The 16,041-nt window shown below is 44.3% G+C and carries 13 protein-coding genes and 1 riboswitch; of the genes, 12 read left to right on the top strand and 1 reads right to left on the bottom strand.

Annotated features, from left to right (window positions below; translation table 11 throughout):
- The first annotated feature begins 80 nt into the window (after positions 1 to 80).
- From polX to MHI53_RS17280, 11 genes are all read left to right on the top strand, one after another.
- A complete protein-coding gene (gene polX, locus MHI53_RS17330; RefSeq protein WP_340371816.1) occupies positions 81 to 1,799 on the top strand; it encodes a DNA polymerase/3'-5' exonuclease PolX in 1,719 nt (572 codons plus the stop codon).
- Between the two features lie 36 nt (positions 1,800 to 1,835).
- The gene (locus tag MHI53_RS17325; protein WP_340371815.1) at positions 1,836 to 4,187 is read left to right on the top strand and encodes an endonuclease MutS2; all 2,352 of its coding nucleotides are present in this window, start codon (positions 1,836 to 1,838) and stop codon (positions 4,185 to 4,187) included.
- A gap of 62 nt (positions 4,188 to 4,249) precedes the next feature.
- A complete protein-coding gene (locus MHI53_RS17320; protein ID WP_061142176.1) occupies positions 4,250 to 4,657 on the top strand; it encodes a DUF350 domain-containing protein in 408 nt (135 codons plus the stop codon).
- A 538-nt stretch (positions 4,658 to 5,195) separates the two neighbouring features.
- Positions 5,196 to 6,893 (top strand): long-chain-fatty-acid--CoA ligase, encoded by a 1,698-nt coding sequence (locus MHI53_RS17315; RefSeq protein WP_340371814.1) that lies wholly within the window; start codon positions 5,196 to 5,198, stop codon positions 6,891 to 6,893.
- Between the two features lie 196 nt (positions 6,894 to 7,089).
- On the top strand, positions 7,090 to 7,677 hold the full coding sequence (locus MHI53_RS17310) for a TetR/AcrR family transcriptional regulator (protein WP_061142174.1): 588 nt from the start codon (positions 7,090 to 7,092) through the stop codon (positions 7,675 to 7,677).
- A gap of 126 nt (positions 7,678 to 7,803) precedes the next feature.
- Positions 7,804 to 8,577 (top strand): enoyl-CoA hydratase, encoded by a 774-nt coding sequence (locus MHI53_RS17305; protein WP_340371813.1) that lies wholly within the window; start codon positions 7,804 to 7,806, stop codon positions 8,575 to 8,577.
- Between the two features lie 127 nt (positions 8,578 to 8,704).
- A complete protein-coding gene (locus tag MHI53_RS17300) occupies positions 8,705 to 9,478 on the top strand; it encodes an electron transfer flavoprotein subunit beta/FixA family protein (protein WP_061142172.1) in 774 nt (257 codons plus the stop codon).
- A 72-nt stretch (positions 9,479 to 9,550) separates the two neighbouring features.
- Positions 9,551 to 10,528: an electron transfer flavoprotein subunit alpha/FixB family protein gene (locus MHI53_RS17295; protein ID WP_061142171.1), complete on the top strand. Its 978-nt coding sequence runs from the start codon at positions 9,551 to 9,553 to the stop codon at positions 10,526 to 10,528.
- A 196-nt stretch (positions 10,529 to 10,724) separates the two neighbouring features.
- Entirely contained in the window at positions 10,725 to 11,039 is a 315-nt protein-coding gene (trxA, locus tag MHI53_RS17290; protein WP_057911504.1) for a thioredoxin, read from the top strand.
- 102 nt (positions 11,040 to 11,141) lie between these two features.
- Complete coding sequence (uvrC, locus tag MHI53_RS17285) at positions 11,142 to 12,914, top strand: excinuclease ABC subunit UvrC (protein WP_340371812.1); 1,773 nt, start codon at positions 11,142 to 11,144, stop codon at positions 12,912 to 12,914.
- A 61-nt stretch (positions 12,915 to 12,975) separates the two neighbouring features.
- A riboswitch (Lysine riboswitch) is annotated at positions 12,976 to 13,152 on the top strand.
- 85 nt (positions 13,153 to 13,237) lie between these two features.
- Positions 13,238 to 14,470, top strand: a complete 1,233-nt coding sequence (locus MHI53_RS17280; RefSeq protein ID WP_061142169.1) for an aspartate kinase — start codon at positions 13,238 to 13,240, stop codon at positions 14,468 to 14,470.
- Between the two features lie 63 nt (positions 14,471 to 14,533).
- On the opposite strand, the gene MHI53_RS17275 is transcribed toward MHI53_RS17280, so the two are convergent.
- Positions 14,534 to 14,989 (bottom strand): YslB family protein, encoded by a 456-nt coding sequence (locus MHI53_RS17275; protein WP_061142168.1) that lies wholly within the window; start codon positions 14,987 to 14,989, stop codon positions 14,534 to 14,536.
- Between the two features lie 384 nt (positions 14,990 to 15,373).
- Here MHI53_RS17275 and MHI53_RS17270 point away from each other — a divergent pair, with 384 nt between their 5' ends.
- The gene (locus MHI53_RS17270; RefSeq protein ID WP_340371811.1) at positions 15,374 to 15,982 is read left to right on the top strand and encodes a succinate dehydrogenase cytochrome b558 subunit; all 609 of its coding nucleotides are present in this window, start codon (positions 15,374 to 15,376) and stop codon (positions 15,980 to 15,982) included.
- Positions 15,983 to 16,041 lie beyond the last annotated feature (59 nt).

The following is a 16,041-nucleotide window of genomic DNA, read 5'->3' as shown; positions in this document are numbered from 1 at the left end:
GCTTGTACTTTACCTTCAAGAAAGGTATCTTTAAGAAAGAAAACAACGGATACCCTATTAATTTTTCGGCGGTGAAATAAATGACGATCAACAAAAAAGATATCATTAAACTATTGGAAAAAATTGCAATATACATGGAATTGAAAGGTGAGAATCCCTTCAAGGTTTCGGCTTTCCGCAAGGCGGCAGGAGCGTTGGAAACGGATGACCGGAGTCTTGCGGCCATCGAGGACTTCACGGCTTTAAATGGAATCGGGAAAGGTACGGCATCGGTCATCGAGGAGTATATCAATGAGGGGAAATCGACCGTGCTTGAAGAGCTTCAGGAGCAGGTGCCAAAAGGATTGATACCTCTGCTTCAACTTCAAGGGTTGGGCGGGAAGAAAATTGCCAAACTTCATAAAGAGCTGCATGTCAATGATGTGAATGATCTAAAAACCGCCTGTGAAGAAGGCAGGGTTGCGGCCCTGGCCGGCTTCGGAAAAAAAACGGAGGAAAAGATCCTGACAGCGATTGCCGAAGCAGGTTCGAGGCCTGATCGGCTTCCGCTTGCCTTCATGAGGCCAATTGCAGCTGATATTGAAACGGCTCTAGGCAACATGGAGCCTATCATTCGGTCATCGAGGGCTGGCAGCATCCGCCGCATGAGGGAAACGATCAAGGACCTCGATTTCATCATATCGACAGATCATCCCGAAGAAGTGAAGAATCAGCTTCTTGCTATATCAGGGATCAAGCATGTGATAGCGGCAGGTGATACAAAAGTATCGGTCGTGCTTGATTATGAATATGATATTTCTGTCGATTTCAGGATCGTGAAGGATAAGGAATTCATCACGACGCTGCATCATTTTACAGGTTCGAAGGATCATAATGTGAGGATGCGCCAGCTTGCTAAAGAACGAGGCGAAAAAATCAGCGAATATGGTGTGGAAGTGGCGGAAACTGGAGAGATCTTGACGTTCGAAACAGAAGAACAATTTTATCATCACTTTGATTTGCCATACATCCCACCGGAATTGCGTGAAGACGGAACCGAAGTGGAGCAATATGATGCAAGTGAACCGCTCATTTCCTTAGAGGCCATACAAGGTGATCTCCATATGCATACCACTTGGAGTGATGGGGCTTATACGATAGAAGAAATGATTGAAGCGTGCCGTGCAAAAGGCTATCGATATATGGCCATAACCGATCATTCGCAATATTTGAAAGTGGCGAACGGACTGACCGTAGAACGGGTCCGCGAACAAAAAAAGATCATTCAAGAGTTAAATGAAAAATACGATGATTTTACCGTGCTTTCAGGGATTGAAATGGATATTCTCCCTGATGGGACGCTTGATTATGACGATGACCTGCTTGCGGAGCTGGATTTGGTAATCGCATCGATCCATTCCAGTTTTTCACAGCCGCGAGAAACGATCATGGAGCGCTTGAAAACGGCCCTTAACAATCCACATGTCGATATCATCGCCCATCCAACGGGAAGGATCATCGGGAAACGGACCGGATATGATGTCGATATGGATATGCTGATCGAGCTGGCACGTGATACGAATACTGCCTTGGAGCTGAATGCGAATCCGAACCGCCTGGATTTGGCGCCTCCCCACCTGCGCAAGGCACAGGAAGCGGGCGTTACGATTGTAATCAATACCGATGCACACAGCATCGATATGCTGGAGCATATGCCAGTAGGAGTTTCATCGGCCAAAAAAGGCTGGGTCAAAGAATCTACGGTCCTGAATGCAAAGGATCCGGATGGATTATTAGCGTTTTTGAAGAGAAATGATTAACTATTTTGCCCATAAATAAGGAGGAGCTTTAACTCCATGCATAATAAAGCTTTAAAGACATTGGAATTTCATAAAATCAAAGAACAATTAATCTCTCATGCTTCTTCTTCAATAGGAAAAGAGAAGGCTGAGCAACTGATGCCTTCAACCGACTTTGAAGAGGTGACGAGGTGGCAGGACGAAACGGATGAGTCTGCCAAAATCGTCCGGTTGAAAGGCAACTTGCCATTGGGCGGGATTTTTGATATCCGGCCACATGCCAAAAGGGCCCAGATTGGCGGTATGCTTTCACCGATGGAACTGATGGAGCTCGCCAGTACGATTCGTGCCGGCAGGATCCTGACTCGTTTCTTCGAAGAATTGGCCGAGCAGGAAATAGATGTCCCGCTTTTAGCCGAATATATCGATTCGATTCACCCGTTGATTGATCTGCAGCAGGAAATTACGTTTGCAATCAGTGAACATGGCGAAGTGATGGATTCTGCGAGCGATAAGCTCCGCGCCTTAAGAAACCAGATCCGCACGAACGAAAGTCGTGTCCGTGAGAAGCTGGAAAGCATGATTCGTTCCTCGAACGCGACAAAAATGTTATCGGATGCCATCATCACGATCCGGAATGACCGTTTTGTTATCCCGGTTAAACAGGAATACCGCAGTGTGTATGGCGGGATCATCCATGATCAATCATCATCTGGGCAGACCTTGTTCATTGAGCCGCAAGCAATTGTGCAATTGAATAATGTCCTTCAGGAAACAAGAGTGAATGAAATGCAGGAAATTGAACGGATATTGGTGGAATTATCGGAGAAAGTCGGTGGGTACACGCCTGAATTGCTTCATAATGTCAAGGTGCTGGCACATATCGACTTCCTGGTTGCCAAGGCGAAATATGCCAAAGCGATAAAGGGGTCGAAGCCGAATCTTAATAATGAAGGACGCGTGAAATTATTCAAGGCGAAGCATCCGCTCATTCCAAGTGATGCCGTCGTCGCCAATGACATTTTCCTTGGTGATGATTTCACGACGATCGTCATTACCGGCCCGAATACAGGGGGAAAAACGGTAACCTTGAAAACGATTGGCCTTTGTACGTTAATGGCCCAATCCGGACTGCAAATCCCTGCGCTCGATGGCTCTGAAACGGCTGTGTTTTCCTCCGTTTATGCCGATATTGGCGATGAACAGTCGATTGAACAAAGCCTGAGTACGTTCTCGTCCCATATGGTCAATATCGTTGACATCCTAAAAAAAGTCGATTACGACAGCCTTGTCTTATTCGATGAGCTTGGTGCGGGAACCGACCCTCAGGAGGGAGCCGCTTTAGCGATATCGATTTTGGATGAGGTATATAAGCGCGGAGCACGTGTGATGGCAACGACACATTATCCGGAATTAAAAGCATACGGATATGATCGGGAAGGCGTCATCAATGCAAGCGTTGAATTCGATGTGGAAACGTTAAGCCCCACTTATAAACTCTTGATCGGTGTACCGGGACGAAGTAATGCTTTTGAAATTTCCAAGCGTCTAGGCTTGGATGAAAGCGTGATAAGCAATGCCCGCAGTCATATCGGCGAGGATACGAATAAAGTTGAAAATATGATAGCTTCCCTTGAAGATAGCCGCAAGAAGGCGGAAGAGGAGGAGCTGGAAGCCAAGAACCACCTGGAACAGGCGGAAATCCTTCATAAAGATTTGCAAAAGCAAATGGGTGAATATGAAGAAGAACGCGATGCGCTTGCTGAAAAGGCAGCAAAAGAGGCGGCCGCAATCGTTGAACAGGCAAAAAAAGAAGCCGAAGCGATCATCGCGGATTTACGTAAATTGCGGCTTGAAAAAAATGCCGATGTGAAAGAGCATGAACTGATCGATGCGAAAAAACGACTTGAAGAAGCAACGCCAAAACTGAAGAAAATTTCGAAAGTGGCAAGGCCTTTGGAGAAAAGCCTGAAACCGGGAGATGAAGTAAAGGTTGTAAGCTTCGGCCAAAAGGGTCATCTGATCGAAAAGGTTTCCGGTAATGAGTGGCAAGTTCAGATCGGCATCATGAAAATGAAGGTGAAGGAGTCCGACCTGGAATTCATCAAGGCTACAAAAGTGAAGGAAACCAAGCCCCTCACCACGATAAAAGGGCGGGATTACCACGTTAGCGTGGAACTCGATTTACGTGGGGAACGCTTTGAAAATGCCATCTCGAGAGTTGAAAAGTATGTGGATGATGCGCTATTGGCCGGATATTCTAGTGTCTCGATCATTCATGGTAAAGGGACGGGGGCTCTCCGGTCCGGAGTCCAGGAATACTTGAAAAATCACCGCGCTGTCAAAAGGATCCGGTTCGGCGAAGCTGGAGAAGGCGGAACGGGCATTACGGTGGTGGAATTTAAATAAAGGGTGGTCAGGCCGGCTATCTGCCTAGCCGGTTGGCCAGTTACCATTTTGGGAGTTGGACCATGGAGAATATGTGGGAAAATGAATATGTATATATAGCTGCTCGTTACAGTGTCGTAATTTTGTGCATGATTGTTTTTTTAGCCATTTTTGAACTTGTCACAAAGTACAAGAACTGGGAGGAAATCAAACAGGGAAACCTATCCGTGGCGTTGGCAACAGGCGGCAAAATATTTGGAATCGCCTATGTATTCCAGCAGTCCATCCTCCATCAGAACTCGCTCCTTACCATGATTGGCTGGGGTGTGTACGGATTTGTCCTTTTGCTGATCGGTTATTTCATTTTTGAATTTATGACACCTGGTTTTAAAATAGATGAAGAAATACAAAAAGATAACCGGGCAGTTGGATTCCTATCGATGATCATTTCCATCGCTTTATCTTTAGTCATCGGTGCCGGAATTTCTTGATGTCCATCATGAGAGGGAGAAAACTGTGGAGAAACTTGCAAAAGTCCTGATTGTTTGTTGCGGAATCTTTTTTCTGCTTGGAATCGTTTATATGTTATTCTTCACTTGAAAGAAGCGGCCGTATGCGTCGCTTTTTATTTTGCAGTCCAATAGAATGAGGAATTTCAAGCTTAGCACTTAAATGGCCACAGTTTTGGAGGATTTGTAATTAGACCGTTCCATTTCACTGCAGGCGCTCTCTTATCCAGAGGCGGTCCTTGAGCCACCTTGGCTTTCAGCCTGCGGGTCTCAAGTGGACGCGCAATTCCCGCAGGAGTGTCGCCGCCTTCCGTTTCATTCCACTTTGATTGAAAACGGATGTGGAATCTTGATTGCCCTCAGTTTGGGGTGGTTTCTAAGTTCTGTGGCTTATTGAATGCGCTTTAGATTCTGCCATCGGCCTTTATGCTTATATTTCCTGATTTCAGCAATTGTAAGAAAATCCCGGTTGTATTATAATGAGAATGAGTATTGTGAATATTCAGAAGGAGGGGTGTACATGAGCCATAAGCCATGGCAAACCATTTATCCGGAACAGATACCAGCCGTACTATCGTACGAAGATAAGCCTCTTTATTCATTTTTGAAAGAGTCAGCCGAAGAATTCCCCGGTAAAACATCCATTCATTTCCAGGGAAAGGAATTATCGTACCGCGAAGTTTATGAGTCGGCTTTAAAGTTCGCAGCCTATTTAAAAAGCATCGGCCTTCAAAAAGGAGAACGGGTCGCCGTCATGCTTCCTAACTGCCCTCAAGGTGTCATCAGCTTTTTTGGGATATTGATGGCCGGCGGAGTCGTCGTTCAAACGAATCCAACGTATACGGAACGTGAACTCGAGTATCAAATGAAAGATTCGGGGGCGAAAATGATTTTAGTGATGGATATTTTATTTCCCCGTGTCACGGCAATCGCTTCTAGAACGAATATCGAACATATCATTGTAACCGCTATCAAGGAATATTTACCTTTTCCGAAAAATCTCATTTATCCATTCATCCAAAAAAAGCAATATGGAATCGTCGTCAAAGTGGAGCATGCAGGCAATCATCATTTGTTCACCGAAATCATGAAACGGAAAATCCCCGAGGAAGTGCTCGAGCCGATCGATGTGAATGAAGACCTTGCCCTTTTGCAATATACGGGAGGGACAACGGGCTTTCCGAAAGGGGTCATGCTTACTCATAAGAACTTATTGGCGAATACGAAGATGTGCAATGCGTGGCTTTATAAAAATAGGCGCGGGGAAGAAAGGGTCTTGGCCATTTTACCATTCTTCCACGTGTATGGGATGACGACGGTATTGGTTCTTTCCGTCATGGAAGGGAATACGATGATCATCATGCCGAAGTTCGATATCGAAGTGACGCTGAAAACTATCCAAAAACAGAAACCGACGATGTTTCCCGGTGCGCCAACGATGTATATCGGTCTACTGAACCATCCGGATATCGGCAAGTATGACCTGTCTTCCATCAATGCCTGTATAAGCGGTTCTGCAGCATTGCCCTTGGAGGTTCAAGAGCAATTCGAAAAAATCACGGGCGGAAAGCTCGTTGAGGGCTATGGACTTTCGGAAACTTCTCCGGTGACCCATGCTAATTTCATTTGGGATCAGCCCAGGGTAAAAGGCAGCATTGGATTGCCATGGCCAGATACGGACTCGGTGATCTTGTCCCTGGAAACGGGTGAAGAGCTTCCACCGAATGAAATTGGGGAAATAGCCATAAAAGGGCCTCAAGTGATGCAGGGATACTGGAATCGACCGGAAGAAACGGAAAGCACTTTTAAAAATGGCTGGCTGCTTACAGGCGATTTGGGCTACATGGATGAACAGGGGTTCTTTTATGTGGTCGAGCGGAAAAAAGATACCATCATTGCCGGGGGATTCAATATATACCCACGTGAGGTGGAAGAGGTCCTATATGAGCATGAGGCGATTCAAGAGGTTGTAGTGGCAGGAATACCTGATCCATATCGCGGTGAAACCGTCAAAGCTTATGTTGTCCTGAAAAAAAATGCCAGTGCGACTGAAGCAGAATTGAATGAGTTTGCCAGAAAGAGCCTTGCTTCCTATAAGGTGCCGCGCAGCTATGAATTCAGGGAAGAACTGCCTAAAACGACAATAGGAAAGATCTTGAGAAGAGTCCTGATCGAGGAAGAAAAGAAGAAGCTATCCGACGAAAGAAAAGAAGCGTAAAGCAGCATCGTCTATACGGAGCAGTGGCATGGCTCCGACTTTTGGAGAGAAGCTGGACATCCTCCAGATTGAGGCTGTACAATGGAGATAATGGAGTGGCAGTACTCTTTGAAGTTTTTGCTTGACAGGCAAGGGTCGTCATTTTATGATAGAAATATGAATGATGATTCATTCATTTTCTGAAAGGGGACAGCCAGTGAAACGCAACAGACCAAAGTATAATCAAATTATTGACGCAGCCGTCATCGTCATTGCCCAAAACGGCTATTATCAAGCTCAAGTATCCAAAATCGCCAAGCAGGCAGGCGTAGCGGATGGCACCATATATCTTTATTTCAAAAATAAAGAAGATATTTTAATATCATTATTTCATGAAAAGATGGGCTATTTTGTGGAACAAATCGAAGAAGAGCTCAAAGGAAAATCCACAGCGTCGGAAAAGATGCATGTGCTTATCCAGAAACATTTTCAAATCCTTTCAGAAGACGTGAATTTAGCAATTGTCACCCAGTTGGAATTAAGGCAGTCGAATAAAGAATTGCGCCTAAGAATCAATGATGTGTTGAGAGGGTATTTAAATTTAATCGATCAGATCATCATTGAAGGAAAAGAGAAAGGCGAATTCCTGCCCGATTTAAATAATTTACTTGCAAGGCAGATGATATTCGGAACGATTGACGAAACGGTGACGACATGGGTCATGAATGAGCAAAAGTATTCGCTTTCGGACCTTGCACCAGACGTTCATCGCCTCCTGCTCGGAGGATGCGGCCTTAGAAGTTAACGGTTTGAATGGAGGATGGCTAACCATCCTCTAAAAGAATCGGTTAATGGCTTTCCGTTTCATTAAGGGAAGAGATACATATTGAATGTTCAAAAAAGTTCGACTAACATGACAGGAGGGATGGATATGGAATACCTTAAGCTTTCTATCGAAAATCATGTGGCATCCATAACGATTGAACATGCACCTGCAAACGCACTTTCCTCGGCCATCATCGGGGAGCTGTCAGAGGCCTTCGATCAAATCGGGCAAAACGAAGAGGTGCGAGTTGTCCTACTTCATGGCGAAGGAAGATTTTTCTCGGCGGGAGCTGACATTAAAGAGTTTACTGAAGTGAAAAATGGTGAAGCTTTCATATCCTTGACCAAGAAAGGTCAAGCTGTATTCGAAAAAATCGAATCCTTCCCGAAACCAGTCATTGCCGCCATCCATGGTGCAGCACTTGGCGGAGGGTTGGAACTGGCAATGTCCTGCCACATCCGTTTGGTAACCGAAAGGGCAAAGCTAGGTTTGCCTGAGCTGCAGTTGGGTTTAATCCCTGGTTTTGCCGGCACACAGCGCCTTCCTCGTTATGTCGGCACGGCAAAAGCAGCTGAAATGCTCTTTACAAGCGAACCGATTACAGGCACTCAAGCCGTGGAATGGGGTCTGGCGAATCAAGCCTTCAGTGACGAAGAACTGCTTCCAAAGGCAAATGAGCTGGCTAAAAAAATCGCCAAGAAAAGCCCGGTTGCTTTAAAGGCGGCCATCGAGTTATTGAATTATTCCAAGCATGATTCCTACTATAAAGGTGTGGATAGGGAAGCGGCCCTCTTTGGCAAAGCTTTTGAGACGGCTGATGCAAAAGAAGGAATTCAGGCCTTCATCGAAAAAAGGGAAGCTGTATTCAAAGGGAAATAATAGTTTTGAAGGTACCAAAAAACTATTTTTAAATATTATGCAGGATTTTGGCGGAACCTGAAGAATACTTTAATATATCAAAAAAATTCATAATCTTCAAAACTCAAATCATTCGGGAGGTATTACCGTGAATATTTATGTGCTGCTGAAAAGAACATTCGATACAGAAGAAAAAATTACATTATCCAATGGGAAAATTAATGAGGATGGAGCAGAATTCATCATTAATCCGTATGATGAGTATGCTGTTGAAGAAGCCATCCAAGTGCGTGATGCACAAGGCGGCGAAGTAACGGTCATTTCCGTCGGAAGCGAAGAGGCTGAGAAGCAATTGCGTACAGCTCTTGCAATGGGTGCAGATAAAGCGGTATTGATCAATATCGAAGATGATATAGAAAATGGCGACCAGTTCACGACTGCCAAAATCATAGGCGAATATTTAAAAGACAAAGAGGCGGATTTAATCATTGCAGGGAATGTGGCCATCGATGGCGGTTCAGGTCAAGTCGGTCCACGCGTTGCCGAAATCTTGGAAATCCCTTATATCACAACGATCACTAAATTGGATATTGCAAATGGAAATGTAAGCGTTATCCGTGATGTTGAAGGGGATTCCGAAACGATCGAAGCATCTCTTCCGTTGTTGGTTACGGCTCAGCAAGGGTTAAATGAGCCGCGTTATCCTTCTTTGCCAGGGATCATGAAAGCGAAGAAAAAACCGCTTGAAGAATTGGAATTGGATGATTTGGACCTGGAAGAGGATGATGTTGAAGCGAAAACAAAAACGATCGAAATCTACCTTCCAGCCAAAAAAGAAGCAGGAAAAGTCTTGAGCGGCGAGATCGGTGACCAAGTTAGCGAACTTGTACAATTATTACGCAGCGAAGCTAAAGTAATTTAATAGAAACGATTCCTTTTTAAAACAAACTACACACAACAAATAGATAAAATAGAGCACAGGAGGTTTTTATAAATGGCTAGAAAGTTTCTTGTATTGGGCGAAGTTCGCGACGGTTCACTAAGAAATGTATCATTTGAAGCGATCGGTGCGGCTAAACTTGCTGCAGATGGCGGAGAAATTGTAGGTGTTTTAGTTGGTGACAGTGTTCAAGATTTGGGGAATGAATTGATCCAATTCGGTGCAGACCGGGTTGTCGCCGTCGAAAACGATCAATTGAAGCAATACACTTCAGATGGCTATGCGCAAGCCTTGCTCGCCGTCATCGAGCAGGAAAAGCCCGAAGGCATCTTCTTCGGCCATACGGCACTTGGAAAAGACCTTGCCCCTAAATTGGCTGGAAAGCTTGAATCAGGTTTGATTTCTGACGTAACATCCATTGAAGAAGAAGGCGGAAATATCGTTTTCACCCGTCCGATTTATTCTGGTAAAGCTTTTGAAAAGAAAATTGTTACAGATGGAGTGATATTCGCAACGATCCGTCCGAACAATATTGAGCCATTGGCGAAAGATGAGTCCCGCTCCGGTGATGTAGCTGCATTGAGCGTGGATATCAAGGATTTACGCACCATCATAAAAGATGTTGTCAGAAAGGCAAGTGAAGGCGTCGATCTTTCAGAAGCCAAGGTAATCATCGCTGGCGGCCGCGGAGTGAAAAGCGAAGACGGCTTTGAACCTTTAAAGGAACTGGCACAAGTTCTTGGCGGAGCGGTAGGGGCTTCCCGTGGTGCATGTGACGCGGATTATTGTGACTATTCTTTGCAAATCGGTCAAACGGGTAAGGTCGTTACACCTGACCTCTATATTGCCTGCGGAATCTCTGGAGCGATTCAGCATTTAGCTGGTATGTCCAACTCCAAAGTGATCGTAGCCATCAATAAAGACCCTGAAGCGAACATCTTCAATGTAGCTGACTATGGAATTGTCGGCGATCTTTTCGAAGTCATTCCATTACTGACGGAAGAATTCAAAAAACTTAAAGTGAATGCTTAAAGGGTAAACGGCTTCGAATAAGGGATGGGACATAATATGTCTCGTCCCTTATTTTATTGATATAGGCTGCGAATTCTGGGTGCATATTCCCTCTTCATTTGGACATCCTACCACTGAAGCAAAATATTAGCATCGATTCTAGCAACAATGGTATACTGTCTTTAGTTATTTGAGTAAATTTGAGGAGGAAATATATATGGCTATTGTAAATGCAACTGACCAAACGTTCACAACGGATACTAGCGAAGGTGTCGTTCTTGTAGATTTCTGGGCTCCATGGTGCGGACCTTGTAAAATGATTGCTCCTGTTCTTCAAGAGCTTGATACGGAAATTGGCGATTCAGCGAAAATCGTAAAAGTGGATGTAGATGAAAACCAAGAAACAGCTGGGAAATTCGGTGTAATGAGCATTCCGACACTGATCGTCCTTAAAGACGGTGAAGTGGTGGATAAAGTGGTTGGCTTCCAACCTAAAGAAGCTCTTGCTGAGCTTATTGCAAAACACGCTTAATAAACGGGTCAGCTAAAAAAAGCTTCAGGTCTCCGGACTTGAAGCTTTTTTCGCTATCTTGATATATAATAATTGTAAATGGGAGAACAGGAGGCTGAAAGCATGAACCAGCAAATAAAGAATAAACTTGCGCTTCTTCCCGATCAGCCTGGTTGTTATTTGATGAAAGATCGTCAGGGAACGATCATTTATGTAGGCAAGGCGAAAGTGTTGAAGAACCGTGTCCGTTCCTATTTCACGGGATCCCATGATGGAAAGACATTTCGGCTCGTAAATGAGATTGAGGATTTTGAATACATCGTCACATCTTCCAATATCGAGGCTCTCATTTTAGAGCTGAATCTAATCAAAAAACATGATCCAAAATATAATGTCATGCTTAAGGATGATAAAACATATCCCTTCATCAAGCTGACCGCTGAGCGGCATCCCCGCCTGATCATTACGCGAAAGGTCAAAAAAGACAAAGGGAAATACTTCGGTCCGTACCCTAATGCTTTTGCGGCTAACGAAACGAAAAAACTGCTCGACCGCATCTATCCTCTTCGAAAGTGCAATACGCTGCCGGATCGGGTTTGCCTTTATTATCACCTTGGTCAATGTCTGGCTCCATGCGTATATGATGTGGAGGAACAGGAATATAAAAAAATGGTCGATGATATCAACCGTTTCTTGAATGGCGGGCATACAGAGATTAAGAAAGAACTGACCGAAAAAATGCTGGAGGCATCCGAAGAGCTGGATTTTGAGAGGGCGAAGGAGTTTCGTGACAAAATCGCCCATATCGATATCACGATGGAAAAGCAGAAAATGATGACGACCGATTTCATCGACAGGGATGTATTCGGATTTGCCCATGATAAAGGCTGGATGTGCGTTCAAGTATTCTTTGTAAGACAAGGTAAATTGATCGAAAGGGACGTATCCCTATTTCCCGTCTATGATGAACCGGAACAGGAACTGCTCACATTCCTGGGTCAGTTTTACGAGATTACGAACCATTTTAAACCGAAGGAAATCCTGCTGCCCGAGTCGGTGGATGCTGAACTGGCTGAAGGCCTGCTTGGCGTGAAGACGATTCATCCAAAGCGGGGTTCGAAAAAGGATATGTTGAAATTGGCCAATAAAAATGCCTCCATTGCGCTTCAGGAAAAGTTTTCATTGATTGAGCGTGATGAAGAAAGAACGATCAATGCGGTGGAAAACCTTGGCGTGCAATTGGGGATCTATACCCCGCATCGAATTGAGGCCTTCGATAACTCCAACATCCAAGGAAGCGATCCCGTTTCCGCTTTGGTCGTGTTCATTGATGGCAAACCCGAGAAAAGGGAATACCGCAAATATAAGATCAAAACCGTCCAGGGGCCTGATGATTATGAATCCATGCGCGAAGTCGTCCGAAGAAGGTATTCACGGGTATTGAAAGAGGGTCTTCCGCTTCCGGATTTAATCATCATCGATGGCGGTAAGGGACATGTGGAGGCCGTCCGCGATATTTTGGAAAATGAACTGGGCCTGGATATCCCGCTTTCTGGCCTGATTAAAGATGAGAAGCATAGAACATCTCAATTAATGATCGGCAATCCTCTTGAGCTTGTACCGCTTGATTCCCGGAGTCAGGAATTCTACTTATTGCAAAGAATACAGGATGAAGTGCATCGGTTTGCGATTACGTTTCACCGCCAGCTGCGAGGCAAAAATGCCGTGCACTCCCAGCTTGATGATATTCCGGGAGTCGGCGAAAAACGAAGAAAGCAATTATTGAGACATTTCGGTTCATTGAAGAAAATTAAAGAGGCCTCGGTCGAGGAAATTATCGGAGCGGGCATGCCAAAAGGGGTAGCTGAGGGAATCGTGAGAAAATTGCAAGAATAATCTTGCCCCCCACAAATCTCTATGCTATGATTAAAAGGAATTTTTAACTAGACAACTTAAAAGTGCTGATAGAGGTGCGGAATTCAAGAGTAAAAACCTGGAGAAGTATGAGTTTCCATGATGGGTTTTGAAAGGGGAGGACGCCGAAGGAAGACAAGTCTCATAGCTTGTTTTTCTGGTCTGACATTTAATAAATGGCGGATTGTCAGGGTGTATGCCCTGGAGAGCTATCTCACTGTGCTTACAAGATTGGATATGTGATCACAGCAATGAGATATTTCTCATTGCTTTTTTTATTGCCTAAAAAGAGAGGGTGCATGAGGATGGCATTAATCGTACAAAAATTCGGCGGGACATCCGTCGGCAGCGTTGAAAAACTTAAAAATGTTGCCAATCGGGTAATAGAGGAAGCGGAGAAGGGCAATGAGGTAGTCGTCGTTGTTTCCGCAATGGGTAAAACGACCGATCAATTGGTTTCCATGGCCCATGATATATCCAGCACCCCAAGCAAAAGGGAAATGGATATGCTATTGACGACGGGGGAACAGGTTACGATTTCCCTGCTGACGATGGCCTTGCTTGAGAAGGGGCATGAAGCGATCTCGTATACTGGCTGGCAGGCAGGGATGCAGACGGAATCCGTACATGGGAATGCCCGGATATTGGATATTGATGCTTCGAGAATCCAAGCTAGACTGCAAGAAAGGCAGATCGTCGTCGTGGCCGGTTTTCAGGGAAACGATGTTAATGGGGAAATCACTACATTGGGGCGTGGCGGTTCCGATACGACCGCAGTTGCCATCGCTGCAGCGCTCAATGCGGATAGATGTGATATTTACACGGATGTTACGGGTGTTTTCACAACGGATCCCCGCTACATTAAAGAAGCGCGCAAACTGCAATCCATCTCTTATGATGAGATGCTCGAGCTTGCCAATTTAGGGGCGGGCGTGCTCCATCCAAGGGCTGTCGAATACGCGAAAAATTATCAAATCCCGCTTGAAGTCCGTTCAAGCATGGAGAGGGAATCAGGAACGATCATTGAGGAGGAAGCAACTATGGAAGAAAACTTAATCGTGCGCGGCATCGCATTCGAAGATAGCATCACTAGGGTGACGGTTTATGGCTTGCCCCAATCACTTGGTGCATTATCAACCATTTTCATGACGCTTGCGAAAAACCAGATCAATGTTGACATCATCATTCAAAGCATGACTGCAGAGGATACGACCAACTTATCATTCTCCATTAAAAGTGAAGATAAAAAAGCGGCTTTGATCGTGTTGGAAAATAATAAAGAGCAGTTGGCCTTTGACAGGGTTGAAACGGAGGGCGGATTGGCCAAGGTGTCAATCGTTGGATCGGGTATGGTATCCAATCCGGGAGTGGCTGCCGAGATGTTTGAAGTGATGGCCAATACAGGCATCCAAGTGAAAATGGTCAGCACATCGGAAATTAAAGTTTCGACTGTCGTCAATGAGCTGGAGATGGTGAAGGCGGTCGAATCCCTGCATGAAGCATTTAAACTTGGTCAGCATGCAAATGTGCTAGCCTGATTGTATGGAGTCCAGTAAAAAACAGACTTCCGGTAAAAAGGGTAAGTCTGTTTTATGGGCTCGTTAGATTGGATCTCTGGGATCCCATTGAATGGTGAATGTCACTTTTTTTGCGCGGCGTTTAACTTCTTCCGTTGATTCGCTGAGGAATTTTTTTTGCAGTGTGAACTGCTCGGCAAGGAAGCCGGCTTCAAGCTGGAAGTGACAGTCAGGATGTAAATCCAGGCGGCGGCTGATTATTTCACCCGACAAGGATAACTCCATCTCGTTTTTCGTATACTTGATGATTTCCAAATCTCCCCAACCGGCGCTTTGGAAAAATTCAATAACCTCCTGATCGCCATTCAGTGGGAATTTTCTTGCTAACTGTTTACCTGCCCAATAGAGGATCTGATTCGAGTCTTTTCCGAGTATATCATTCAGTAGTACTTCCCTGATTAATTCATATCCGAAAGCCGGAACTTGGAACTCTTCAGTTTGAATTTCTTCCTCTATCGCTGCAGCAATATTTTTTTTCATAGTTTATCGCCTCTTTCTGTAAATCTATTATAAACGTTTTTCTTTTGCAAATTATATTGTTTTTTTATTTATTTGAAACGCAAATGGAAAAAAATGATAAATTATACCGAAATATTAATAGATTCATACATTATTTCTCATAATATAGCCTTGACAAATAAAAAAACATGCATTTTTAGCCAATAATATCTATTTTAAAAAAGAGATTTGTTGTATCCGTTTTCTTGACGCACATAGAAGTCAGGAGTAAAATGGACATGTCACATAATTGTAAGAAAGTATAGGAGAGCTTTTTGCACTCTATACTTTATTTTCACGCGGAGATAAAAGGTAGCCACCAGATTATCTTTGCATGATTTTTCACAAATTAAGGGGGGGCACTTAGTGGCAAAAAATCGCGAGTTTGGGAATCGTAGACTTCATTCACTTCTTGGAGTTATTCCGATTGGTCTATTCCTAATTTTTCATTTATCGGTAAACTTTATGGCAACAAAAGGGGAAGAGACGTTTAATGGGGCCGTTCATTTAATTGAATATACGCCCGTAAAGCTTTTGGTAGAGTGGGTCGTCATCTATCTACCGATCATTTTCCATGCTGTGTACGGTATTTATATTGCCCTTACAGCAAAAAACAATTTGGGGAGATTTAGTTTCTTCCGTAACTGGATGTTCATGCTGCAACGCCTGACTGGAATCATCACGCTGATTTTCCTTGTTTGGCATATTTGGGAGACTAGAGTTCAAGCAGCCATGGGTGCTGAGGTTGATTTTGACATGATGGCAGAGATTTTCTCTAACCCATTCATGATCGTGTTCTATATTGTAGGTATTATTTCTGCAATTTTCCACTTTGCGAATGGATTATGGTCATTTGCAGTGAGCTGGGGTCTGACAGTTTCACCTAAATCGCAAAAAATCATGACGTACGTAACTTTGATCATTTTCGTTCTGCTTTCTTATATCGGCGTTAGCGCAGTTTTCGCTTTCGTTTAAGAAGTTAGAGTTCATTTATAGTATCCGGATAAAAAACATAGCTTTGCTAATGGAAATAA

Origin of the sequence: Peribacillus sp. FSL E2-0218 (assembly GCF_037992945.1) — a bacterium.
GTDB lineage: Bacteria > Bacillota > Bacilli > Bacillales > DSM-1321 > Peribacillus > Peribacillus simplex_B.
Note: the sequence above shows the minus strand (reverse complement) of the source record. Positions and strands in the feature narration are given on the sequence as shown.

Bases quoted from the DNA above. Each gene is read 5' to 3' on its own strand.
- polX (WP_340371816.1), top strand. From the start codon at position 81: ATGACGATCAACAAAAAAGATATCATTAAACTATTGGAAAAAATTGCA.
- MHI53_RS17325 (WP_340371815.1), top strand. From the start codon at position 1,836: ATGCATAATAAAGCTTTAAAGACATTGGAATTTCATAAAATCAAAGAA.
- MHI53_RS17320 (WP_061142176.1), top strand. From the start codon at position 4,250: ATGGAGAATATGTGGGAAAATGAATATGTATATATAGCTGCTCGTTAC.
- MHI53_RS17315 (WP_340371814.1), top strand. From the start codon at position 5,196: ATGAGCCATAAGCCATGGCAAACCATTTATCCGGAACAGATACCAGCC.
- MHI53_RS17305 (WP_340371813.1), top strand. From the start codon at position 7,804: ATGGAATACCTTAAGCTTTCTATCGAAAATCATGTGGCATCCATAACG.
- MHI53_RS17295 (WP_061142171.1), top strand. From the start codon at position 9,551: ATGGCTAGAAAGTTTCTTGTATTGGGCGAAGTTCGCGACGGTTCACTA.
- trxA (WP_057911504.1), top strand. From the start codon at position 10,725: ATGGCTATTGTAAATGCAACTGACCAAACGTTCACAACGGATACTAGC.
- uvrC (WP_340371812.1), top strand. From the start codon at position 11,142: ATGAACCAGCAAATAAAGAATAAACTTGCGCTTCTTCCCGATCAGCCT.
- MHI53_RS17280 (WP_061142169.1), top strand. From the start codon at position 13,238: ATGGCATTAATCGTACAAAAATTCGGCGGGACATCCGTCGGCAGCGTT.
- MHI53_RS17275 (WP_061142168.1), bottom strand. From the start codon at position 14,989: ATGAAAAAAAATATTGCTGCAGCGATAGAGGAAGAAATTCAAACTGAA.